Annotated in this window: 13 protein-coding genes and 2 rRNA genes; 6 read left to right on the top strand and 9 right to left on the bottom strand. The window is 64.4% G+C overall.

From position 1 onward, the window contains the following. Positions 1-33: 33 nt before the first annotated feature. From VGM71_RS06720 to VGM71_RS06710, 3 genes are all read left to right on the top strand, one after another. A complete protein-coding gene (locus VGM71_RS06720) occupies positions 34-792 on the top strand; it encodes an RDD family protein (RefSeq protein WP_331543278.1) in 759 nt (252 codons plus the stop codon). Between the two features lie 100 nt (positions 793-892). Further along, complete coding sequence (locus VGM71_RS06715) at positions 893-3,223, top strand: Tex family protein (protein WP_331543276.1); 2,331 nt, start codon at positions 893-895, stop codon at positions 3,221-3,223. Between the two features lie 100 nt (positions 3,224-3,323). Continuing rightward, a complete protein-coding gene (locus VGM71_RS06710) occupies positions 3,324-5,120 on the top strand; it encodes an autotransporter outer membrane beta-barrel domain-containing protein (protein WP_331543274.1) in 1,797 nt (598 codons plus the stop codon). Between the two features lie 91 nt (positions 5,121-5,211). On the opposite strand, the gene VGM71_RS06705 is transcribed toward VGM71_RS06710, so the two are convergent. From VGM71_RS06705 to VGM71_RS06695, 3 genes are all read right to left on the bottom strand, one after another. Beyond that, positions 5,212-6,078, bottom strand: a complete 867-nt coding sequence (locus VGM71_RS06705; RefSeq protein ID WP_331543272.1) for a DUF1481 domain-containing protein — start codon at positions 6,076-6,078, stop codon at positions 5,212-5,214. A 316-nt stretch (positions 6,079-6,394) separates the two neighbouring features. Then, a complete protein-coding gene (locus VGM71_RS06700; protein ID WP_331543270.1) occupies positions 6,395-9,439 on the bottom strand; it encodes a TonB-dependent receptor in 3,045 nt (1,014 codons plus the stop codon). Positions 9,440-9,928: 489 nt separating this feature from the next. Then, the gene (locus tag VGM71_RS06695; protein ID WP_331543268.1) at positions 9,929-12,970 is read right to left on the bottom strand and encodes a TonB-dependent receptor; all 3,042 of its coding nucleotides are present in this window, start codon (positions 12,968-12,970) and stop codon (positions 9,929-9,931) included. Between the two features lie 558 nt (positions 12,971-13,528). Here VGM71_RS06695 and VGM71_RS06690 point away from each other — a divergent pair. Then, positions 13,529-14,131, top strand: a complete 603-nt coding sequence (locus VGM71_RS06690) for a helix-turn-helix transcriptional regulator (protein WP_331543266.1) — start codon at positions 13,529-13,531, stop codon at positions 14,129-14,131. Positions 14,132-14,176: 45 nt separating this feature from the next. On the opposite strand, the gene glyS is transcribed toward VGM71_RS06690, so the two are convergent. Together glyS and glyQ are read right to left on the bottom strand one after the other, a co-directional pair. Then, positions 14,177-16,321 carry a glycine--tRNA ligase subunit beta gene (gene glyS, locus VGM71_RS06685; protein ID WP_331543264.1) on the bottom strand — a complete coding sequence of 715 codons (2,145 nt, stop codon included), beginning with the start codon at positions 16,319-16,321 and terminating at the stop codon, positions 14,177-14,179. Further along, complete coding sequence (gene glyQ / locus VGM71_RS06680) at positions 16,311-17,225, bottom strand: glycine--tRNA ligase subunit alpha (protein WP_331543262.1); 915 nt, start codon at positions 17,223-17,225, stop codon at positions 16,311-16,313. The genes glyS and glyQ overlap by 11 nt, the downstream gene beginning before the upstream one ends. Positions 17,226-17,291: 66 nt before the next feature. On the opposite strand from glyQ, the gene VGM71_RS06675 reads away from it, so the two are divergent. Both VGM71_RS06675 and VGM71_RS06670 read left to right on the top strand, forming a co-directional pair. Then, on the top strand, positions 17,292-19,100 hold the full coding sequence (locus tag VGM71_RS06675; protein ID WP_331543260.1) for a GspE/PulE family protein: 1,809 nt from the start codon (positions 17,292-17,294) through the stop codon (positions 19,098-19,100). 2 nt (positions 19,101-19,102) lie between these two features. Continuing rightward, a complete protein-coding gene (locus tag VGM71_RS06670) occupies positions 19,103-19,840 on the top strand; it encodes a glutamine amidotransferase (RefSeq protein ID WP_331543258.1) in 738 nt (245 codons plus the stop codon). On the opposite strand, the gene VGM71_RS06665 is transcribed toward VGM71_RS06670, so the two are convergent. From VGM71_RS06665 to VGM71_RS06650, 4 genes are all read right to left on the bottom strand, one after another. Then, on the bottom strand, positions 19,829-20,512 hold the full coding sequence (locus VGM71_RS06665) for a rhomboid family intramembrane serine protease (RefSeq protein WP_331543256.1): 684 nt from the start codon (positions 20,510-20,512) through the stop codon (positions 19,829-19,831). The genes VGM71_RS06670 and VGM71_RS06665 overlap by 12 nt on opposite strands. A gap of 2 nt (positions 20,513-20,514) precedes the next feature. Further along, the gene (locus VGM71_RS06660; RefSeq protein WP_331543254.1) at positions 20,515-22,116 is read right to left on the bottom strand and encodes an ExeA family protein; all 1,602 of its coding nucleotides are present in this window, start codon (positions 22,114-22,116) and stop codon (positions 20,515-20,517) included. A gap of 194 nt (positions 22,117-22,310) precedes the next feature. Then, positions 22,311-22,425 (bottom strand): 5S ribosomal RNA (gene rrf / locus VGM71_RS06655). Positions 22,426-22,610: 185 nt separating this feature from the next. After that, positions 22,611-22,831 (bottom strand): 23S ribosomal RNA (locus VGM71_RS06650); the annotation flags it as partial.

Here is a 22,831-nt window from a genome sequence, read left to right as displayed (position 1 = left end):
TCCGGCATCGATGTAGCGAGCGGAAGGAACACCATGCAGGTCTGGATCGGACGGAACGGTGAGCGCTTCGGCCCTTACGAAGAGGGTGAAATCCGGCAGTGGCTGCGGGACGGCACCTGCCGCCCGGAAGAACTCGGCTGGCACGAAGGCATGACGGACTGGCGCCCGCTCGGCGAGTTGTTCCCGGACGACCGTCCCGCCATGGGCAGCGTACCGTCCGTGCCGCCACCCCCGCCCCCGTTCATGGGCGTGACCGAGGTCGCGGAGCCGGAATATGCCGGCTTCTGGCTGCGCTTCGGCGCCTGGGTGATCGACTACCTGATCCTGATGGTGCCCTTCACCGTGATCAGCCTGAGCATGGGTCTCGGCGCGGCAATGACCACGCTGCTCGGCCAACTGGAAAGCGATCAGACCGCTGCGATAACCGCCTACGCCGCCGCCGTGCAACCGATCACCTTTGTGCTGCTGACGATCGGTTTCGCCTATTACGCGTTCTTCGAAAGCTCGAAGTGGCAGGCCACGCCCGGCAAGATGGCCGTCGGCATCCGTGTCACCGACACCGAGGGCCGCCGCATCAGCGTGGGGCGCGCCGCGGGACGCAACGCCATCCGCCTGGTGAACGCCTTCACCTTCCTCGTCCCGATGGTCTTCTACATCACCGCCGCTTTCACCCAGCGCAAGCAGGGCGTGCATGACCTGCTGGCCAGCACCTACGTGCTGACCGGCCGCCCCGAGAAAGCCGTCGTGGCTCCCACCCCGCGCAACGGTCCGGGCGGTAGCTTCGACGCCTGATGCCCATCGCCCCGGCCGCCCGGCCGGGGCTTTCCCCGTGCTTGCTATCATCGGCGGCCCGGCCCCAGGGCCGGTCGGCAGAGCAAGTCACAGGAAACCCATGCAGAGCATCGAACAACGTATTGCCCAGGACATCGCCGCCAAGACCGAGCAGGTGCGCGCGGCGGTGGAGCTCCTCGACGGCGGCGCCACCGTGCCGTTCATCGCGCGCTATCGCAAGGAAGTGACCGGTGGTCTCGACGACATCCAGCTGCGCCTGCTCGAAGAGCGCCTGCGCTACCTGCGTGAACTCGAGGACCGGCGCGCCGCGATCCTGGACAGCATCGCCGAGCAGGGCAAGATGACCGACGCCCTGCGGGCCGACATCCTCGTCGCCGACACCAAGGCGCGGCTGGAAGATCTTTACCTGCCCTACAAGCCCAAGCGCCGCACGAAGGCGCAGATCGCCCGCGAGGCCGGCCTCGAACCGCTCGCGCTGGGCCTGCGCGAGGACCCCACGCTGGATCCGGAAACCTTCGCCAGCGGGTTCGTCGACGCGGAAAAGGGCGTCGCCGACAGCAAGGCCGCGCTCGACGGCGCCCGCGCCATCCTCATGGAGACGATCGCCGAGGACGCCGCGCTGGTCGGCGAACTGCGCGACTGGCTTTGGGACAAGGGACAGATCCGCGCCACTGTGGTCCCCGGCAAGGAAAACGAAGGCGCGAAGTTCCGCGACTATTTCGACCATGCCGAGCCGGTCGCCAAGATTCCCTCGCACCGCCTGCTCGCGCTGATGCGCGCCCGTAACGAAGGTGTTCTAGAGATCGACCTGAATCCGGGCGTGGATGCCGACCAGGGCCACGCCGAGGGCGAAGGCCGCGTCGCCGCGCGTGCCGGCATCGTGGGTCGCGGCCGCCCCGCCGATGCGTGGCTGCGCGAGACCGTGCGCCTCACCTGGCGCGTGAAACTGCACCTGCACCTGACCCTCGACCTCTTCGGACGCGTGCGTGAAGGCGCGGAAGACGAGGCTATCCGCGTGTTCGGCGACAACCTCAAGGATCTCCTGCTCGCCGCACCGGCCGGCACGAAGACCGTCATGGGCCTCGATCCCGGTATCCGTACCGGCTGCAAGATCGCCATCGTGGATGCAACGGGCAAGCTGCTCGCCCACGACACGATCTATCCGCACGAACCGCGCAACCAGTGGGACCAGTCCATCGCGCGCATCGCGCAGCTGTCGAAACAGCACGGCGTGAACCTCGTCGCCATCGGCAACGGTACCGCTTCGCGCGAAACCGACAAGCTCGTCGGCGAAGTCATGCGCAAACACGCCGACCTGGCTCTTTCCAAAGTCGTGGTAAGCGAAGCCGGCGCGTCGGTGTATTCCGCCTCCGAGCTCGCTTCAAAGGAATTCCCGGACCTCGACGTGTCGATTCGCGGTGCCGTCTCGATTGCGCGCCGCCTGCAGGACCCGCTGGCCGAACTGGTGAAGATCGAGCCGAAGGCTATCGGCGTGGGCCAGTACCAGCACGACGTGAACCAGGTGAAGCTCGCCCGTGCGCTGGACGCACGCGTGGAGGACTGTGTGAACGCGGTGGGCGTCGACGTGAACACGGCTTCCGCGCCGCTGCTCGCGCGAGTAGCCGGACTGTCCACCAGCGTGGCCGAGAACGTGGTGAAGCACCGCGACGCGAATGGCCCGTTCCCCAGCCGCAAGGACCTGCTGAAGGTGCCGCGCCTGGGCGACAAAGCCTTCGAACAGTGCGCCGGCTTCCTGCGCATTACCGGCGGCAACAATCCGCTGGATGCCAGCTCGGTGCATCCCGAGGCCTATCCCGTCGTTGAGCGGATCCTTAAACAATGCGGCCGGGAGGTGAAGCAGGTGATCGGCGACACGTCGTTCCTGCGTGGCCTGAAGGCGGAACAATTCACAGACGATACGTTCGGCCTGCCCACCGTGCGCGACATCCTGAAGGAACTGGAAAAGCCCGGCCGCGATCCGCGTCCCGAATTCGTGGCACCCAGCTTCGCCGAGGGCGTGGAGGACCTGAAGGACCTCGCGGTGGGCATGGTGCTGGAAGGCCGTGTCACCAACGTGGCCGCTTTCGGCGCCTTCGTGGATATCGGCGTGCACCAGGACGGCCTTGTCCATGTCTCGGCGCTGTCGCATACCTTCGTCAAGGACCCGCGCGATGCGGTAAAGGCGGGCGACATCGTCAAGGTGAAGGTCATGGAGGTCGACCTTCCGCGCAAGCGCATCGCCCTCAGCATGCGCCTGGACGACGTGCCGGGTGAAGCCCGTGGCGGGCGTCCCGGCCCGCGCGACGAAGCGCCGGGCGGTGGCAACCGCAGGGGTAGCCCTCAGGGCAGCCGCACGCCGCCGCCGAAGGCGGCGCCTGTCCCGGCCAACAGTGCCTTCGCCGACGCGTTCTCGAAAGCTTTGAAGAAATAGCCCCAGGCCCATGAAATTCTGCTACTGCAACGCAGCATGCGCTAGCGTATGGATTTCCATTACCGTAACGTTTCTCTAACGCCTCACACGGAGTGTACTCATGCGAATTCGTCATCTTGCCGGTGCCATTGGCGCCGCCCTCCTCTTCAGTGCCGGGGCGCACGCCGACGGGTACCAGCAGGTCGTTTCCTTCGGCGACAGCCTGAGCGATAGCGGCAACGTCGCCCTTCTTTCCGGTTCCCCGGTGATCACTCGCTTCACCACCAACCCGGGCACCGTCGCGGTGGAGAACATCGCGAAACACTTCAACCTGACACTGACGCCTTCGCTCCAGGGCGGCACCGACTACGCCTTCGGTGGCGCGCGCGCCGCTATCGACAACCCCGTGCCGGCCACCTCTACCCAGGTCCAGCAGTACCTCGCGGCCAACGGCGGCAAGGCCAACCCGAACGCGCTGTATACCATGTGGATCGGCGCCAACGACCTGCTCGCCGCGGTGCAGGACCCGGCCACCGCCCAGGTGACTGTGGCAACCGCCGCGGCCAACGAAGTCGGCCAGATCAAGGCCCTCCAGGCGGCGGGCGCCAAGACCATCGTGGTCTTCAACCTGCCGGACGTGGGCAAGACCCCGGCCGCCATGTCGCAGGGCGCCGCCGCCTCCGCCGGCATCACCCAGCTCTCCCAGGTCTACAACGGCATCCTCAGCGGCGGCCTGGCCTCGGCCAACCGCGGCATCGTGCCGATCGATACCTACGCCCTGCTCAACGAAGTCATCGCCAGCCCGGGCACGTATGGGTTCACCAACGTCACCGTGCCGGCCTGCACCACGGCCAGCTCCATCACCTGCTCGCCGGCCACCCTGCGCGACCCGAACGCGGCCAGCACCTACCTGTTCGCCGACGGCATCCATCCGACCACCGCGGCGCATGCGCTGCTCGGCCAGTACGCGATCTCCGTGATCACGGCGCCGCAGCAGATCTCCCTGCTCGGCGAAGCAGGCCTGGCCTCCAACGCCGCGCATGTGCGCACGCTGCGCAACCAGATGATGGCGGACAATTTCGGCGCCGACTCGCGCTTCTTCGCGGCCGTCGACTACGGCCAGCAGAAGTTCAAGAACACCGACACCTCGCCCAAGACCGATAGCGACAACGTCAATCTGACGATCGGTGCCGACGCCCGCGTGAGCGATCATGTGTCGATCGGCGTGGCCATGGGCCTCGGTCAGGCGAAGGCCGACTTCCAGGGCGGCGGCGGCTACAAGATGCAGGACATCGCCGGATCCGGCTACGCCTTCTACCACAACGGTGGCGGCTACTTCGGGGGCATCGTCAGCTTCGGCCAGCTCAGCTTCACCGACATCGATCGTCGTATCGACCTGGGCGCGGCCCGGCGCACCGAAACCGGCAAGACCGACGGCTCGCACGTCGGTGGCGGCCTGAGCGGCGGCTGGTGGTTCGGCGGCGAGACGCTGAAGACAGGCCCGTTCGCGTCGGTGGAATGGCAGCAACTGCGCGTGTTTGGTTACGACGAGCGCGGCAACACCAGCACGTCGATGCACTTCGGCAAGCAGATCCGTAACTCGCGCATCGAAACGGCCGGCTGGCGCCTGCAGGGCGCGTGGCAGTCGGGTAGCACCATGCTGCGCCCCTTCGCAGAAGTGGCCTACAACCACGACGGCCGCGCCGAAGATCGCTACATCGACGCGGGCCTGACCAACATGGCCGGCCAGTTCAGCGTGCAGGGCTTCTCGCCCGACAAGACCTGGATGACCGCCGATCTCGGCGTCACCGCCGACTTCAGCCAGAGCTGGAGCGGGTGGGTCAGCTACAGCGGCCGCTTCGGGGACGATACGCAGCGTTACAACGGATTGAACCTGGGTGTGAAGCTGGCATTCTGACCCGATAGGACGTTAGCGCCCGATACAGGGCAACAAAAAAACGCCGGCATATGCCGGCGTTCTTTTTTTCATCGATTCTGGATCGCAGCGATTACTTCTTGCCGCCAGCCTTCGAATACATGGCCTCGGCCTGCTTCTTCAGGCTGTTCGCGTCGTCGTCGGAGAGCGCATCGACCTTGCCGCCGGACTCATTCTGCTTCAGCACCAGCTCGCCGGCATCGTTCCAGCCCGCGCGCTCGGTCGAATTCGGCTTGGCATCCTTGCTCGACTTCTTCTCCTGCACGATGACCCACGGCTTGCCGTCCTTATATGCATAGTTGGTCGACGTGAAGCCCTTGTCGCCGTAGTCCACCAGCTCGATCACGAACTGGACGTCCTTGCCCTTGCGGAAGATCTGCCAGCCGCGCGATTCCCCTTCCTTAAGCGCGGTGCCCTGGGTGACCTTCATGCCACCGATGTTCTTCTTCAGGCTGTTGTAGCCCGCCAGTTCCTTCTCGCCCGGAGTGGCTTCGCCAACGAGCTGCACGGTGACGGCGCTCTTCGCGCCCTTGGTCAGCACGGGCGTCTTCAGCGGCGAGGAGTAGTGGCGCTCGCCGTCCTGCAGCGAGACGTCGATGATGTACATGTCGTTCGGATTGAGGTCCGATGCGTTGAAGTCCAGCTGGAACGACTGCGGCATGGTGACCGGCGCGATCGTCTTCGAAGCCAGCGGCTGGGAACCCTCGGCGCTCACGTCGACCAGCTTGAGGTCGAGCTTGGCGTCGGGGCTGAGCTGGGCGCTTGCATCGCGCAGGCTGACCGTGCCGGTGACGGCATTGGCCGGCGCGGCGGGAGCGGCGTTATCGGCGGTGCTGCCGCTGGCAGCGGCCTGCTGGCCATTGGTGTCGGAGCCGCCGCTGCAACCGGCGAGGGCCGCCAATGCGGCCACGGATGCGAGCGACAAGAAAATCCTGCGCATGGTCGAACCTCGTTACGAACGGAATGGTCGTGGGTCACGGAAGATACGCATGCGCATGGCGCAGCGAAGCTTCCGGGGGGAACTTGTGAGGATACCGGCAAATGCGCCTTCAGAAAAGTCAAGTGACGAACTCGCCACGAATGACTTTTCCGGGCAGGCCGGAAAGCTGGCAGTCAGACTTGCCGAAAATCGGCAGTGATCTGAATTTACAAGATCTTTCCTTGGCTTATCAAGAAAAACGCCACCCCAAGGGTGGCGTTTGTCGGTCCAGTCCCACGCTCCGAAGAGCGTGGGACTGCTATTCGACTTCGGTGGATCAGAAGTCGTAGGTGACGCCGAAGCGAGCGTAGCGCGGCGTGGTCTGGAACAGCGCCGTGCGATAGTTCGGATCGACGGAGTCGCTGCGGCCGGCCTGCGGGTAGGTGGCCAGGCGCTCGCGGTCGTTGAACACGTTGAACACCGTGACGTTGAAGGCAAGCTTCTTGTCGGCCCAGACCGGGCGGTATTCGGCGCTCATGTCGACCAGGAGCGTCCAGGGATTGTGACCCGCCGCGCCCGGAGCCGACGGCTGACCGTAGCAGTAGTGGTAATACGACTGGTAGCCGGTCGGATCGGTCTCGCCCGCACCGTAGTAGCCGAGGCAGCTCTTAGGCGCGCCCGAGGCAACCGTCGCATTGCCCGACAGCATCCACTCGTCCGTCAGCTGGTAGGAACCGTAGGCCTTCAGAACGTGGCGGCGGCTGTTAGACAGTTCACCGTTCGAGTACGCCATGAGGGTCGGCAGATCCCAGTCGACCGTCGCGGACACGTCCTGCTGGCCGATGTCCGAACGCACCTGGCCTTCCGAGTTACCGTAGCTCTTCGAGTACAGGTAATCGACCTTGCCGTACCACTTGCCGTCGAACGGATGCTCGAGGTACATCTCGAGACCGTAGTAGCTGCGCTTGAGGTGCGGGAAGCCGAAGTCGGCATTCGTGACGTGCGAGGTGTAGTAGCCACCGTTGAGGTTCGGCACCAGGAAGTCCGAAGCGCGACCCGGGTTGAACAGGTAGCTGCCCTGTACCGGACCGATCGTCGCCGGATCCACGCCCTGCGCGATGAGCTTGTTCGTGATCGTGTCGGCATCGCCGACGTCGTCGATCGCGTTCCTCAGCTTGCGGACGGTGGCCTTCGCACCGTAGACCCACTTGTCGCCGAGCGTCTTGTCGAAGCCCAGGATGAATTCGTCCTGGTATTCCGACTTCAGGTTGCTCGAAGCAGCGGTGACCGGATCGCGGGTCACGCCGTACTCGCGGTTCGACGAGATCGGGCCACCCGTGGCGGTCTGGATCGGCGTCAGGCCGGTCGGGATACCCTGCGAGTCGACGCCGGTGTAGGTGAAATACTCACGCGTGTACAGCGAGTTGCCGGCCGAACGAAGCGCGACCGAAGACGGCAGCGCGAGGTAGTAACGGCCCGCGTTGGCATAGATCTTCAGGCTGGAATCGCCGTTGACGTCCCAAGTGGCGCCGAGGCGTGGCGCCCACTGCGGCTTGGTCAGGGTGAGGTACGGCTGGCTCTCGCCGTTGTAGTTGGTGAACTGGTCGTTACGGATACCGACCTTCACCAGCCAGCGGTCGTTGACCTGCCAGGAGTCCTCGAGGTACTGCGCGCGCTGCTTCACGCGGACCGATGCGCGAGCCACGTAGACGTAGCGATCGACGTAGAAGCCGCGGGCGTCCGGCGGACCGACGAAGGAACCGCTGCCCGGCGAGCCGGCGATGGGTTTGCCGACGTCGGCGGTGCCATATTCCCAGGCATAACCCGGGCCCGACGTGCCGAGACCGTCGTTCGAGTCACGCACGTCCTGGTTATCGATACCGCCGGTGACCGTGTGATCGCCGATGTGGTAGCTCAGGTCGATGCGCAGGTTCGTGTTCGTGGACTTGTGCTGCGGGTCGTAAACGCGGGTCGCCGGGTTTTCGTTCGTGATCCCACCCGCGGCGCCACCGGTGTAATCCGGGTTCTGGTTCGTCGGGTTGATGATGTGCGGCGTCTGCGTCTGCGGCACGCCGGTGTAGTACGTGCCATGCATCTTGCCGTACAGCACCGACAGGGTCAGGTCGTCGGTGATATAGCTCGTGAACTTGGCCGTGTACAGGTCAGCGCCCGTCTTGTTCGGCGGCGTGCCGGACTGGTCCTTGCCGATGTACGCGCCGCGCTGCAGCGTCGCATAGTCGAAGTCATAGACGTTGGCGTCGTAATTCGCCTTGTTCGACGCACCGGTGACTTCGAGGATGTTGCTGTCGTTGATGTTCCAATCGATCTTGCCGTAGTACTTGGGGTTACGGTACGAGCGATCGTAGTAGGCACCCGTGTCCGCGGACTTGTAGGTGTCCTGGTTCACGCGTTCCTGTTCCGCGGCAAGGAAGATGTACAGCTTGTCCTTGATCAGCGGACCACCCACGTAGGCCGACTCGACCGTACGCATCTGGGTGTCCTTGCGGTTGTAGTTGTACACCTGACCGGCCTTGGTGCTCGGGCCGTCGACGATGTACCGGTCGTTGCCCGAGGTCGAACGGGTGCCGCGCGGCTCCCACAGGACCTGCGCACCGAAGTGCCATTCGTTCGTGCCGCGCTTGCCGACCTGACTGATCACGCCACCGGCCGAGCGGCCGTAAGCGGCACCGTAGCCGCCGGCCAGAACTTCCTGCTGGTCGATCGCGCCATAGGGCAGCGAGATACCGCCGAAGCCGCTGATGGGATCGGTGGTGTTGAAGCCGTTGATGTAGTACGCGTTCTCGGTGACCGAGCCGCCACCGATCGAAACCAGGGCATTGCCGGTCGGGCCGGAGAAGTAACCACTACCCGAGACTGCGCCCGGCGCCAGCAGTGCGATGGCTTCCGCTGTACGTGCCAGCGGCAGCTTGGCGAGCTGCTCGGAGGTGATGACCGTACGCGAGTCGACAGTCGAGACGTCGACCGGCGGCAGGCTGTTAGCCGTGACGGTGACCGACTCGAGCGACTGGGCGTTACCGGAGGTGGCCGGGGCCGTGAACGACACGTCCGAACCCTTGCCAACCGTGAGGCTCACGCTCTTGCGCGAATCGACGACGGCACCGTTGCGCTTGAGGTCGACCTGGTAGCTGCCAACCGGCAGGTTGTTGAACTGGTAACGGCCCGACGCGTCGACCGGCACTTCGCGGGTGATACCCGTGGAGCCGCTGATCTGCACGGTGTCGCCAGGCTGGGCGGTACCGAAGATGTTACCGGTGGTCGACTGGGCCAGAACGACGCCCGTGCCGCCGAGACCGATCGCGAGGGCCAAGGCCAACGCGGAGTGACGCAGGACGGATGCCTGCCGGATGCTGCGAGAACTCATTGCAAATCTCCCCAGATCAGCCCGAACCGGGCCTGAAAACGAGCAAAACCGACATAAGTCGGAAAAAAAGTGACTCGCTCGGTTGTACGTCGCGGGGAATCTCGCCTTAGCGCGTCCTCTCTCCCAGAGTGGTGCGCTGCCCCCGTGACCTGCTTCCGACAAGCCATGGACTTGCTGAACCGCCTTCCACCCCGTTCAGGGGGAGGGTCGTCCAGCATCATCGAGGCCGAATCTAGGCGTACGCCGAGGGCTGTGTCAACAAATTATTTACACAGGATCGCCGCCTTTTCTTACGTTTTGCTCGGCAATCGCCTCTTGCAAACCGCGGATATCGGGGAATTCCTGCTTACAAGTGAAATGGTTACGTAAAAAAAGCGCCCCCGGCCGGGAGGCAGGGGGCGATCTGGGGAGGCGTATTGCCTTTGCCCCGGGAGCCGTCCCTTGCTCCCGTGACCTTCTCTTGTTGTAGCTGTTCCAGCGGAGGCCTTATCAGAAGTCGTACGTGACACCGAAGCGGGCGTACCGAGGCGTGGTCTGGTAGAGCGGCACGCCATAACGCGGGTTCGGATCGTCCGTGAATTCGCGGATCGGGAAGGTCTGCGTTTCCTTGCGCTGGTTGAACAGGTTGAAGACGGTAACGTTGAAGGCCAGCTTGCTGTCGGCCCACACCGGACGGTATTCGATGGCACCCGTGACGATGTAGGTCCAGGGATTGTGGCCTGCCTCGCCGGGGGGCGACGGACGGCCCTCGCACCAGTGGTAATAGGAGCCATAGCCGAGGTTCGGATTGGTTTCATCCGGACCGAAGTAGCCGAGGCAGCTCTTGGGCGCACCGGACGACAGCAGGGCGTTAGCCGAGACCAGCCACTCCGGCGCGATCTGGTACGAGCCGTAGATCTTGAACTGGTGCTTGCGGCTGTTCGCCAGCTCGCCGTTGGCGTACTGCATGACCTCGTTGTAATCCCAGTCCACCGTCGCGGACACCGTGTCCTGCCGGATATCCGAACGCACCTGGCCTTCGGAGTTGCCGTAGCTCTTCGAGTACAGGTAGTCGAAGCGGACCTGGTATTTCCCATCCCACGCATGGTCGAGGTACAGGTTCAGGCCGTAGTAGTTGCGCTTCGAATGCGGGAATCCGAAATCCTTGTTGGTCATGTCGACGCTGTAGTAGCCGCCATTGAGGTTCGGGATGAGGAACGTGTTCGCCCGACCCGGGTTGAACAGGTAGCTACCCTGGATGGCGCCGATGGTATCGGGATCGATACCCAGGCTATCCATCTTGCGCAGGATGGCATCGGAATCGCCCACGTCGTCGATCGCGTTGCGCAGCTTGCGCACCGTCGCCTTGGCACCGTAAGTCCACTTGTCTGTCAGCATCGCGTCGAAGCCGAGGATGAATTCGTCCTGGTACTCGGACTTGATGCCCTTGCCGGCGGCCGTCTTCGGATCGCGCGGGATGCCGTATTCGCGGTTGGCTGAAATGGGGCCGCCCGTGCTGCTGAAGATCGGCGTCAGTCCTTGCGGGATGCCGTTGGCATCGATGCCGGTGTAGTTGAAGTACTCACGCGTGTACAGCGACGCACCCGCCGAGCGCAACGCGACCGAGGCCGGCAGCGCGAGGAAGTAACGACCCGCGTTGGCGTAGATCTTCAGGCTGGAATCGCCATTGACATCCCAGGTGGCGCCGATGCGCGGCGCCCACTGCGGCTTCTTGAGACGCAGGTACGCTTCGCCGTTCTGGTTGAAGTTGGTGAACTGGTCGTTGCGCAGGCCGAGCTTGACGAGCCAGCGATCGTTGACCTGCCACGAGTCCTCGATGTACTGCGCGCGCTGCGTCGTGCGCACCGAGGCAGCGGTGCTGTAAACATAGCGGGCCACGTAATAGCCGTTGCCGCCCGGGGGTGCGACATAAGCGGCGTCGGTCGGCGACGTGCCGATAATCGGCGTACCGGCGACACCCAGGTTGTATTCCCAGGCGTAGCCGGGACCGGACGTCGTGATACCGTCGTTCTGGTCGGACACTTTCTGGTTATCGATACCGGCGGTGACGGTGTGATCGCCGATGTGATAGCTCAGGTCGATGCGCAGATTGGTATTGGTGGACTTATGCGTCGGATCCGCGATCTGCGCCGACGGGTTGGCGTTGCTGATCGGAGAACCGCCGTTGAGCGCCGGATCCTGCCTCGTCGGGGTGAGGATCGAAGGAAGGGATGTCTCGCCAGCCTCCGCGGTGTAGTACGTACCCTTCATCTTGCCGTAGAGCGCGGTAAGGGTCAGGTCATCCGTGATGTAGCTGGTGAACTTCGCGGAATACACGTCGGCACCCGACTTGTTCTGTGGCGCACCCGCCGTGTCCTTGCCCACGAACGCGCCGCGGGTCTTGGTGTCGTAGTCGTACTCGAAGATCGACGCGTCGTATTCCTGCTTGTTCGACGCACCCGTCAGTTCGAGGATGTTGCTGTCATTGATGTTCCAGTCGATCTTGCCGTAGTACTTCGGATTGCGGTAGCTCTGCTTGTAAACGAACGGCGCATTGATGTTGGTGGTCTGGCTACCTTCGCGACGCTCCTGTTCGGCGGCGATGAAGACATACAGCGTGTCCTTGATCAACGGGCCGCCGGCGTACGCGGAGTACGTCGTGCGCCAGAGCTTGTCCTTGTCGTTACGGTCGAAAATCTGCCCGGCATTCGCACCGACCTTCTGATAGAAGTTCATCGGGCTGGCCTTGGTTCCGTTCGGCTCCCAGAGAACCTGTCCACCGAAGTGCCATTCGTTAGTGCCGCGCTTGCCGACCTGGCTGATCACACCGCCGGCCGAACGGCCGTACGCCGCGCCGTAACCGCCGGCCAGGATTTCCTGCTGGTCGATGGCGCCATAAGGCAGGCTGATACCGCCGAAACCGCTGAGCGGATCGGTCGTGTTGAAGCCGTTGATGTAGTACGCGTTCTCGGTAACCGCGCTACCGGCGATCGAAACCAGGGCATTGCCGGTCGGGCCGGTGAAGAACGAGCTGCCCGCCACCGCGCCAGGCGCCAGCAGGGCGATCGCTTCGGCCGTGCGAGCCAGCGGAAGCTTGGAAAGCTGCTCGGAGGTGATGACCGTGCGCGAGTCGACCGAGCTGACGTCGATCGACGGCAAGGCATTCGCGGAAACAGTCACGCCTTCGAGGCTCGCGGCCTCTGTGGCGGAAGCGGCATCGGTGAAGCCCACCGAGGTACCCGCGCCGACACGCAGGGTGACGTTGGTGCGCGAGTCGACAGGCGCGCCGCCACGGTTCAGCGTGACCTTGTAATTGCCCAGGGGCAGCTGGCCGACGTTGTAACGGCCGTCCGGATTGACGTTGACCGTACGGGTGACGCCCGTGTCGCTGGTGACGGTGACAGTCTGGCCCTCGCCCGCGGGGGCCTGGCCGAAAATGCTACCGGTGGTCGCCTGCGCGAACACGGCGCCCGAGACGGTGCCCAGGCTAATCGCGAGGGCCAGGGCGCTCCTGCGGCCGAGCGATTTGGCGCGGTAATGACGTGAACTCATCGAATGCTTCTCCCCATGAAAGCCGCATCGCAAGGTAATGCGATAGTGCGGCAAGCCGAAACCTGTCACCGACGGTGTCGGTTGGCTCGTTGCTTGGTCTTGGAAACTCTCCAAAAAAACAACGGAATCCACGAACGAATCCCGCCCCCGGAACATCACCTTGTAGGTGATTGCCTACACGTATACGCAAGCCGTCATCGTCCCGCAATATGGAAAACTCACATATTTTTTACCTGTTGTCGCAATTAATTGCGTGACAACATCAGCGGGCATGCCAAGGAATTTCGCGCTGTGGCAAAGGCTTACGCGGGGCCTTAAGCATGACTTCTGGCCTATATGGGACTTTTACCTAGGAAACGTTCCTAGTAGAAAGAGCACGTGGGGCGACCGTTCTCGCCCTGGGCACCGACGGATATTTAATGAGCCACCTGCGGATATTTAAGAAATTTCTGCGATGAAAGGCTTTCGAAGGCAAGTTCCTGTACACCGAAAGCCGGGCTCGCGCGTTGGAGCGCACATCGCCGGGGGGCGGTCTTCTAAAAACGAGGTTCCATTCGCATGAACGACAACTCACGGGGATCCGTCCTGGCCGAGGCCTCCCGAGGAGGTCTGGACACCGCCCACCCGGATGCCATGGTCGCGTCTTCTTCGTTCGCCAGCCGCGTGCGCGCCGTTATCAAGATGTCCGGGAGCGTGAGCGAAATCGCGCGCCGTTGCGGATTCTCGGAAGGCGTGGTGCGCAGCTGGCGCGACGGCAACACCGATCCTTCGCGTGGCCGCTGCGTCACGATGGCCAAGACGCTGGGCCTGTCCCTGGTGTGGCTGGCGGCGGGCGAAGGGCCGATGATGCTGGACGGCTCCACCGAAGGTACGGCCGCCCGGAGCGGCGCCGCCGATGGCACGAACGGCCATGGCCGCGACATGGCGGCCAATCGCAGCGCGGCCCTCGATCCAACGCGCCTGGCCGCGGCAATGAAGCTGCTGCAGTCCGACATCGAGATGACCGGTAGCCGCTTCTCGCCGGTGCGCCACGCCGACCTGGTCGCGGAAATGTATTCGATCCTCGGCCGCTCGGGTGAAACCGACTACGCCGATCGCATGGTGGCCTTCCGGCGCACGCTGATGTCGCGGATCCAGGAAGACCAGGGCGTGGCTGCCTGAATTGGCTGATGCAGGAGCTGCTATAGCGGCTCCTGCATCCTCCTGTCAGAGCCGGGAAATGTCGGCGATGGCGCCGAAGCTTGCCTTCAGCTGGGCCAGCAGGGCGAGGCGATTGGCGCGCACCGCCGGATCCTCGGCATTCACCAGCACGTCGTCGAAGAAGCGGTCCACCGGCGCCTGCAGCGCCGCCAGGCGGGCCAGCGTGCCCGTGTAGTCGCCGCTGGCCAGCAACCCCTTCGTCTCTGCACGCGCGGCATCCAGCGCCGCATGCAGGTCGCGCTCCGCATCAAGCTCGAAGTGCGTCGGATCGACACTCCCCTTCATCGGCGCGGCGCCTGCTTCCTCGGCCTGCTTGCGCAGGATGTTCGCCACGCGCTTGTTCGCGGCCGCGAGGCCGGCGGCTTCGCTGCGGAGGGCGAATGCGCCCACGGCGCGCAGGCGGCGGTCGAAGTCGGGCAGCGTGGCGGGGGTCACGGCGAGCACGGATTCGAACTGGTCGGCCGAGAAGCCCTGGTCAGCGTAATAACCACGCAGGCGATCGAGCAGGAACCCATGCACCTCGTCGCCGAGCTCCCGGCGGCGGGTACCGATGTCGACGACCGGCGGCTTACCGTCCTTGCCCGGCTTCACGCCGGCGACCAGGGCCGCTTCGGGCACGAGATCGAAAGCTTCCGTGAGCGCGGCGCGCAGGTCGATGTCCAGGCCGCCCTCGATGAGGGTACGCGCCAGGCCGAGCGCGGCGCGGCGCAGCGCGAAGGGATCCTTGTTGCCGCTGGGCTTCTGGCCGACGGCGAAGATGCCGGCCAGGGTGTCCAGGCGCTCGGCCACGGCAAGCACCCGGCCGACGGCACCCGCGGCGATGGCGTCGCCGCCGAAGCGCGGCTGGTAGAAGCCGTCGAGCGCGTCGGCGACCTCGGCGGCGATGCCCTGGCGCGTCGCGTAGTAACGACCCATGACACCCTGCAACTCGGGAAACTCACCGACCATGCGGGTGAGCAGATCGCACTTCGCCAGCGCCGCGGCATGCGTGGCCTGGCCGGCGTCGACGCCGACCCGATTGGCGATGACGCGCGCGAGTTCGGCCACGCGCACGGTCTTGTCCCACAGGCTGCCGAGCGACTGCTGGTAGGTGACGTTCTTCAGGCCTTCCTGGTAATCCGCCAGGGGTGTCTTCATGTCCTCGTCCCAGAAGAACTTCGCGTCGGCGAAGCGCGGGCGGATCACGCGCTCGTAGCCCTTGCGGACCTCGGCCGGATCCCGGCTTTCGATGTTGGCGATGCCGATGAAGTGTTCGGTGAGCCGGCCTTCGGCGTCGAAGACCGGAACGAACTTCTGGTTCGTTTCCATCGTCGTGACCAGCGCTTCCGGCGGCACGTCGAGGAATTCGCGCTCGAAGGTGCAGGCGATGCCGACCGGCCACTCGGTAAGGTTGGCGATTTCGTCAAGCAGGCCTTCGGACAGCCGCGGCACGCCGCCGGTGGCCACGCGTGCCACTTCGTCGCGAACGCGCTGGCGCCGCGCCGCGGGATCGGCGATCACGTGCGCGTGGCGCAGGGCGTCGAGCCAGCTGTCTGCATCGGCCACGTGCACCGGCTTGGGATGATGGAAGCGGTGGCCGTGACTGAGGCGGCCGCTCTTCAGGCCCAGGATTTCTCCCTCGACGATGTCGGCACCATGAAGCATCAGCAGGGTATGGACCGGACGCACGAAGCTGTCGTCGCGATCGCCCCAGCGCATGGCCTTGGGGATCGGAAGGGCCTTCAACGCCTCGACGACGATTTCCGGCAGGAGGGCCGACGTGGGCTGGCCGGCCTTCACGGCGCGGAACACGAACCATGCGCCCTTGTCCGTCTCGAGTTTTTCCAGCGCCGCGACGTCCACGCCGCAGGACTGGGCAAATCCGATCAGCGCCTTGCTGGGCTCGCCGTCGGCACCGAGGCTCGCGGCAACCGCGGGACCACGACGCTCCACCGTCTGCTCCGGCTGGGCGACGGCCACATCCGCAACATGCACGGCGAGACGGCGCGGCGACGCGTAGGCCTTCGCCGAGGCGTAGTCTGCGGCAACGCCACGCTTTTCCAAGCCTTCGACGACACCGCGCGCGAATGCGCTGGAGAGATCGTCGAGCGCCTTGGGTGGCAGTTCTTCCGTGCCCAACTCGATGAGGAGCGGCAATCGCTTATCGGCCATGGACGGCCTCCTTGTCGTTCTTCAGGCCTGGAAAACCGAGCTTTTCACGCTGCGCCACGTAGGCCTCCGCGACGGCCCGGGCAAGCGTACGTACACGAAGGATGTAGCGCTGGCGCTCGGTGACGCTGATGGCGCGACGCGCATCGAGCAGGTTGAACGCGTGGCTGGCCTTGCACACTTGTTCATAGCCGGGAAGCGGCAGGCCCGCGGCGATCAGCTTGCCGGCCTCGCCCTCGCAGACGCCGAACCAGCGGAAGAGTTCCGCAACGTTGGCGTGTTCGAAGTTGTACGTGCTCTGCTCCACTTCGTTCTGGTGGAACACATCGCCATAGGTGACCACACCGTGCGGCGCATGCGTCCAGACGATGTCGTAGATGCTGTCAACGTTCTGCAGGTACATCACCAGGCGCTCGAGGCCGTAGGTGATTTCGCCGGTGACGGGACGGCATTCGAGGCCGCCCGCCTGCTGGAAATAGGTGAACTGCGTGACCTCCATGCCGTTCAGCCAGACCTCCCAGCCGAGACCCCAGGCGCCGAGGGTGGGCGATTCCCAGTTGTCCTCGACGAAGCGCAGGTCGTGCACCAGGGGATCGATGCCCAAGGCCTTCAGCGAACCGATGTAGCGCTCCAGGATGTCGTCCGGGTTCGGCTTCAGCACCACCTGGTACTGGTAGTAATGCTGGAGGCGGTTCGGGTTGTCGCCGTAGCGGCCGTCCGTCGGACGGCGGCAGGGTTGCACGTAGGCGGCGGCCCAGGGTTCGGGTCCGAGCGAACGGAGGAAAGTGGCCGGATGGAAGGTGCCCGCGCCGACCTCGGTATCGAGCGGCTGGACCAGTACGCAGCCCTGGTCCGCCCAGTAGCGGTTCAGGGTCTGGATCACGTCTTGGAAGGTGGGCGCGGACATGGTTCCCGGGTCCTTGAGAAAGCGGGCTAGTATAGCGGCGTGGCATTAACACAGGGTCGCAGGCCAATGGCAGTCAATCCACAGCAGGGCGCGCTTTTAGGACGTCGCGGCAGGCTGGAACTGGAGGAAGTACTCGCCTCCCTCGTGGTGGACGGCTACCTCGCCGGCGACGACGCGAAACGAGTCCGCATGGGCTCCCGCAGTGGCAAGTCGGCCATCGAACTGCACCCACTCGTCCTTATTGCCAATGCGAAGCCCGAGAACCGCCGTGACCCCGGACGGCCGCTGAGCCTGGAAGCCCTGATGGAATGGCTCGCCGGCAAGGCCGACCTGCCCTACCTGAAAATCGATCCGATGAAGGTCAACGTGGCCCAGGCGACGCAGGCGGTCAGCAGCGCCTATGCGCAGCGCCACCGGATCCTGCCGGTCGCGGCTTCCCCCATGGAAGTCACCTTCGCCACGGCGGAGCCGTTCGATACCGGCTGGGCCAACGACCTCGCCCACATGCTCCGGCGCGACGTGCGCCGCGTCGTGTCGAACCCGATCGACATCAACCGCTACCTGCTCGAATTCTATGGCGTGCAGCGCTCCATCCAGCTCGCCCAGGACGCCAAGGGCAACGAACCCTCGAAGATCATCAACTTCGAACAACTGGTGGAACTGGGCAAGGCAGGCGAAGTTGGTGCCGATGATCGCCATGTCGTGCATATCGTCGACTGGCTGCTGCAGTACGCGTTCGAGCAGCGCGCTTCGGACATCCACCTTGAACCGCGCCGCGACGCCGGGCAGATGCGTTTTCGCATCGACGGTGTCATGCAGAAGGTGTTCGAGCTGCCGCCGCCGGTGATGACTGCCGTGACCGCGCGCGTGAAGATCCTCTCGCGCATGGACGTGGCGGAGAAGCGCCGCCCACAGGACGGCCGCATCAAGACCCGGTCGGCCGGTGGACGCGAAGTGGAATTGCGTATCTCCACCATGCCCACCGCCTTCGGCGAGAAAGTGGTGATGCGTATCTTCGATCCCGACCTCGTCATGAAGGATTTCGCACAGCTCGGCTTTTCCGCCGACGAAGACCGCATCTGGCGCGGGATGGTGGAGCGTCCGCACGGCATCGTCCTGGTCACCGGGCCCACCGGCTCCGGCAAGACCACTACGCTGTATTCCACGCTGAAGCACCTGGCCCGGCCGGAGCTGAATGTCTGTACCGTCGAAGACCCGATCGAAATGGTCTCGCCGGAACTCAACCAGATGCAGGTGCAGCCGTCGATCGACCTGGACTTCGCGACAGGTGTGCGCACGCTGCTGCGCCAGGATCCGGACATCATCATGATCGGCGAGATCCGCGACCTGGAAACCGCGCAGATGGCCGTGCAAGCTTCGCTTACCGGCCACATGGTGCTGTCGACACTGCACACGAACGATTCGCCCAGTGCGGTCACCCGGCTGCTCGACCTCGGCGTGCCGCATTACCTCATCCAGTCCACGCTTGCCGGCGTGGTGGCGCAGCGCCTCGTGCGTACGCTCTGCCCCCATTGCAAGACAGCCTCCTCGCAGGACCCGGATGCCTGGCGCGTGCTCACGCATGGCTGGGACATCCCGTTGCCCGGTCAGGTATTTGAACCAGTCGGCTGCCTCGAATGCCGCAAGACCGGTTTCCTCGGCCGCACCGGCGTCTACGAGATGATGCCGATGTCCACGCGGCTGCGGTCGATCATTTCCTCGGAACTAGACCTGGGCCGATTCGGCGGCGAAGCCCTGCGTGAAGGCATGAAACCCCTGCGCATTTCGGCGGCGATGCAGGTCGCCGCCGGTCTCACCACCGTTCGTGAAGTGCTCAACGTGCTTCCACCCACCGAGATCGACGAAAACAATTGATCATGAAGCCTGTCCTCATTGTCCGCACCGGCCGCGCACCCGACACCATCAGTCACCGCCATGGGGATTTTCCACGCTGGTTCCGTCTGGGCTTGCGTTTGCGCGAAGACAGTCTCCGCATCGTCGACGTGGAGCATGGCGATACCTTGCCGGATCCGGAGGACTGCGCTGGCGCGGTGATCACCGGCTCTGCATCGATGGTCACGGAGAAGCTTCCGTGGAGCGAACGCACCGCGGGATGGATCCGCAACGCGATGGACGCCGATCTGCCGATGCTGGGCGTGTGCTACGGGCATCAACTCATGTCGCACGCGCTCGGCGGCCGCGTGGATTATCTTCCCGGTGGGCGTGAGATGGGCACGCTGCGGATCGACGTGCACGCGCGCGCAGCGAAAGACGCGCTGGGCGCCGCCCTGCCCGATTCGTTCCATGCCCACGCGACACATGAGCAAAGCGTGCTTGAACTGCCGCGCGGCGCGGTGTCGCTGGCACGATCCGATCGCGATCCGCATCACCTGGTGCGCTATGGCAAGCACGCTGTAAGCACCCAGTTCCACCCGGAGTTTTCCGCGGAAGTGATGCGCGCGTACATCCTGCGCAAACGCGATGCGCTCAGCAAGGAAGGTCGGTCGCCGGATGCCTTGTTGGCCGCGGTGGCGCCCACTCCCCATGCCCGCATGCTGCTGCGAGGTTTCGTGCGCGAGCACCTGCTGGCGCCGCGCGAGACGTCAGCCGCGTAAGCGGCGCGCGATCGCACCACGGGAAAACACAGCGAACACGATGCCGAACAGGAAGCCGCCGATGTGGGTCCACCACACCACGGCGCCATAGCTTGCTCCCGCATAGCTGAAGAGCAATTGCACAAGCGCCCACATGCCGATCAGCACGAAGGCTGGCACACGCACGATTTCCAGATACAGGCCCAGCGGCAGCACGAGACCCAGCTTGGCGCGCGGAAACAGCGTGACGTAGGCACCCACGACCGCGGACACGGCGCCGCTGCACCCGATGATCGCCACGCGAACCCCAGTGAGCGACATCGCTCCGATCAGGTTCGCAACCACGCCGCCGAGCAGGAAGAGCAGCAGGAAGCGTGGCGAACCCAGGCTGCGCTCGGCCGGGAGGCTGAAAATGACGAGGAAGAGCAGGTTGCTGAGCAGGTGCAGCCAGCCCGCGTGGATGAACGTCGCCGTGAACAACCTCAGCAGAGCCGGGTCGCTCACCTGTTCGAGGAAGGGCAGCCCCGTGCCGAACAGGTGCGCGGGCACGGTGCCCCAGTGCAGCATGATCGACTTGCGTTCCGCCGGGCTGGTCAGGGCCAACGCCACGAAGCAGACCACGCACACGATCACCACGAGCATCGTCGCCCAGCACAGGCGGGAACGCCGGCGGGTGTCGACGTGGACGAACATGCTCAAGGCACGCCGCGCGCGAGGTGCGGGCCTTCCACTTCCAGCGAGGACAGCGCGAACATGGTCTCCGGGCCAACGACGCCGTCGGCGGCGATGCCGAAGCGTTGCTGTACGGTGAGGACGCGAGCCTCGACGGTGCCGTCGAAGGTCGCCGGCCGCGGGACAGCACCCGTGGCGTCCGGAGGAAGACGGGCGAGTACCCAGCCTAGGCCTTCGCCGCTATCGCCTCGGGAGAGCTTGGGTGGCATGGCCGGGTCCACGCGAAAAACGGCGTAGAAGCGGCCATTCCATACGCGCTGGAATGCCTCGCGCGTGAGTTCGACGTACTTGCCGCCCAGGTAGAGACGCACCGCCTCGTTACCCGCGCCGACCAGCAGCACCTGCTGCTTGGCATTCGCATCGTCCAGCTCGAGGATGAGCGGGCGATCGAAACGGCGGAGCTGCTCCAGCGAACCGCGGCCACTCACGCAGGCGAAGCCTGGGAAGATGGTCGCGTCGCAGTTGACCGCATTGGAGACGGACGTCTCTTTCGACGTCACCTGCCAGCGGGCGAGCAGTTCGCCCCATGCGCGCAGCTTACCCACCTCCGGCGCGGGCAAGGCATCGTGGAACTTGACCAGGGCTTGCTCCGGGCTTTCGGCAACCAGGTTCTTGGGCCGTGAGGGGCTGTGCCCGGTGAGAACCCAGGTAGACATGCCGCCGACAAAAAAAATGGCGACCATGATCCCAATCGCGAGGATGGGCCGGCGATACCGCCTCAGCCAATAGCGCGCATGCTGCGGAAGAGCCTCGCGGACGACGAAGCCCAAGGCTCGCTCGCCGATCGATTTTTCGCCGCGCTCGGCGGCACGCTCAAGGGCACGGTGGGCCAGTGTGTTGAGGCGGCGCGGATTGCCCTTGCCGTCGTCGCGCAGGCTGAGCAATCCGAGACGACTGAAGGGCATGAGCGTCGTACCGGCCACGTGCAAGCGGTGGCGGACGTAGCGCTCGCTCTCCTCCGCGTTAAGCGGGGCCAAGGGCAGTCGGCTGCGGATTCGTCCGGCCAATGCCGGTGCTTCGGGGCCGGCCAGGCGCTCTCGCAGCGAGGGATCACCGGCGAGCACGATGTAAAAGGGCGCACTCGCCTTTTCGCAGGCGAGCAGCAAACGCATGACGATGGCGAAGTCCTCGTCGGACAGCTCATGAGCGTCGTCGAGGATCCACAGGAAGCGATGATTGACGTGGTGGGCGAGGCGCCCGAGTCCCGCGGCAAGGCCGTCGACCAGGTGGTCCTCGGTGTTCGCATCGGCGCTCAGCGGAAGGGGCAGGCCGAAACCGGCATACAGGGCCCGGAGCCATGCGACCGTCTCGAGCGCGTAGTCACCTGCACCCTGGCGCACCGGGCGCACGCCATGGTTCGGCGCATCGGCCTCGATCAGCATGCACAGGAGTGTCTTTCCGATGCCACGCTCGCCAGTCACCAGCGTGACGCTGGACTGGTCCGCACCTACCTCGTATTCCACGTGCGCCAGGACCTCCCGCTCTCGCGGAAACAGGCACGCGAAACGCGGATCCGGTGCGTCGCCAAAAGGCGGTTCGCGAAGTCCGAAAGTCTGTAGATACATGGGCCTACTGTAGCCCATCAGCCCACGACGGGTATGCCGACGGGCAAAAAACGCATTAAGAAAAAACCCGGCCTCTAAAGAGACCGGGTTTTAGGATAAAGCCCCTGGCGGTGACCTGTTGCTGAGCGTGCCCGTTGGGCACGACAGCAAAGAAAAAACCCGGCCTCTAATGAGACCGGGTTTTGGGATAAAGCCCCTGGCGGTGACCTACTCTTGCATGGCTTGAGCCACACTACCATCGGCGCATGCGCGTTTCACTTCTGAGTTCGGGATGGGATCAGGTGGTACCACGCCGCTATGGCCGCCAGGGAAGGGGTGGGAGTAGCGCTGACGCGCCGGCTCCGCATTCTTCTTGAAAAGGTGGATCGGTGATGCTGATCGGCCTCTTCCGTGAGTGGGAACTCACGTGGATAAATCGTAAACGAGTGACAAGCGTCGAGGTGAATTCGAATCGGACTTTCGTTGTTAAAACACACGAAGCGTCTTGGGGTTATATGGTCAAGCCGCACGGCTCATTAGTATCAGTTAGCTCAATGCATTGCTGCACTTCCACACCTGACCTATCAACCACCTAGTCTTGATGGTGCCTTAAGGAGAGTCAAGCTCTCGGGAGATCTCATCTTGGGGCGTGCTTCCCGCTTAGATGCTTTCAGCGGTTATCACTTCCGTTCGTAGCTACCGGGCAATGCCATGGGCATGACAACCCGAACACCAG

Origin of the sequence: Luteibacter sp., from assembly GCF_036499525.1 — a bacterium.
Classification (GTDB): Bacteria; Pseudomonadota; Gammaproteobacteria; order Xanthomonadales; family Rhodanobacteraceae; genus Luteibacter.
The sequence above is the reverse complement of the archived record's forward strand: the minus strand, read 5'-3'. Positions and strand labels throughout refer to the sequence as shown.

What these genes read in the sequence shown, in the direction of transcription:
- VGM71_RS06720 (WP_331543278.1), top strand. Translation starts at nt 34, where the DNA reads ATGCAGGTCTGGATCGGACGGAACGGTGAGCGCTTCGGCCCTTACGAA.
- VGM71_RS06715 (WP_331543276.1), top strand. Translation starts at nt 893, where the DNA reads ATGCAGAGCATCGAACAACGTATTGCCCAGGACATCGCCGCCAAGACC.
- VGM71_RS06710 (WP_331543274.1), top strand. Translation starts at nt 3,324, where the DNA reads ATGCGAATTCGTCATCTTGCCGGTGCCATTGGCGCCGCCCTCCTCTTC.
- VGM71_RS06705 (WP_331543272.1), bottom strand. Translation starts at nt 6,078, where the DNA reads ATGCGCAGGATTTTCTTGTCGCTCGCATCCGTGGCCGCATTGGCGGCC.
- VGM71_RS06700 (WP_331543270.1), bottom strand. Translation starts at nt 9,439, where the DNA reads ATGAGTTCTCGCAGCATCCGGCAGGCATCCGTCCTGCGTCACTCCGCG.
- VGM71_RS06695 (WP_331543268.1), bottom strand. Translation starts at nt 12,970, where the DNA reads ATGAGTTCACGTCATTACCGCGCCAAATCGCTCGGCCGCAGGAGCGCC.
- VGM71_RS06690 (WP_331543266.1), top strand. Translation starts at nt 13,529, where the DNA reads ATGAACGACAACTCACGGGGATCCGTCCTGGCCGAGGCCTCCCGAGGA.
- glyS (WP_331543264.1), bottom strand. Translation starts at nt 16,321, where the DNA reads ATGGCCGATAAGCGATTGCCGCTCCTCATCGAGTTGGGCACGGAAGAA.
- glyQ (WP_331543262.1), bottom strand. Translation starts at nt 17,225, where the DNA reads ATGTCCGCGCCCACCTTCCAAGACGTGATCCAGACCCTGAACCGCTAC.
- VGM71_RS06675 (WP_331543260.1), top strand. Translation starts at nt 17,292, where the DNA reads ATGGCAGTCAATCCACAGCAGGGCGCGCTTTTAGGACGTCGCGGCAGG.
- VGM71_RS06670 (WP_331543258.1), top strand. Translation starts at nt 19,103, where the DNA reads ATGAAGCCTGTCCTCATTGTCCGCACCGGCCGCGCACCCGACACCATC.
- VGM71_RS06665 (WP_331543256.1), bottom strand. Translation starts at nt 20,512, where the DNA reads ATGTTCGTCCACGTCGACACCCGCCGGCGTTCCCGCCTGTGCTGGGCG.
- VGM71_RS06660 (WP_331543254.1), bottom strand. Translation starts at nt 22,116, where the DNA reads ATGTATCTACAGACTTTCGGACTTCGCGAACCGCCTTTTGGCGACGCA.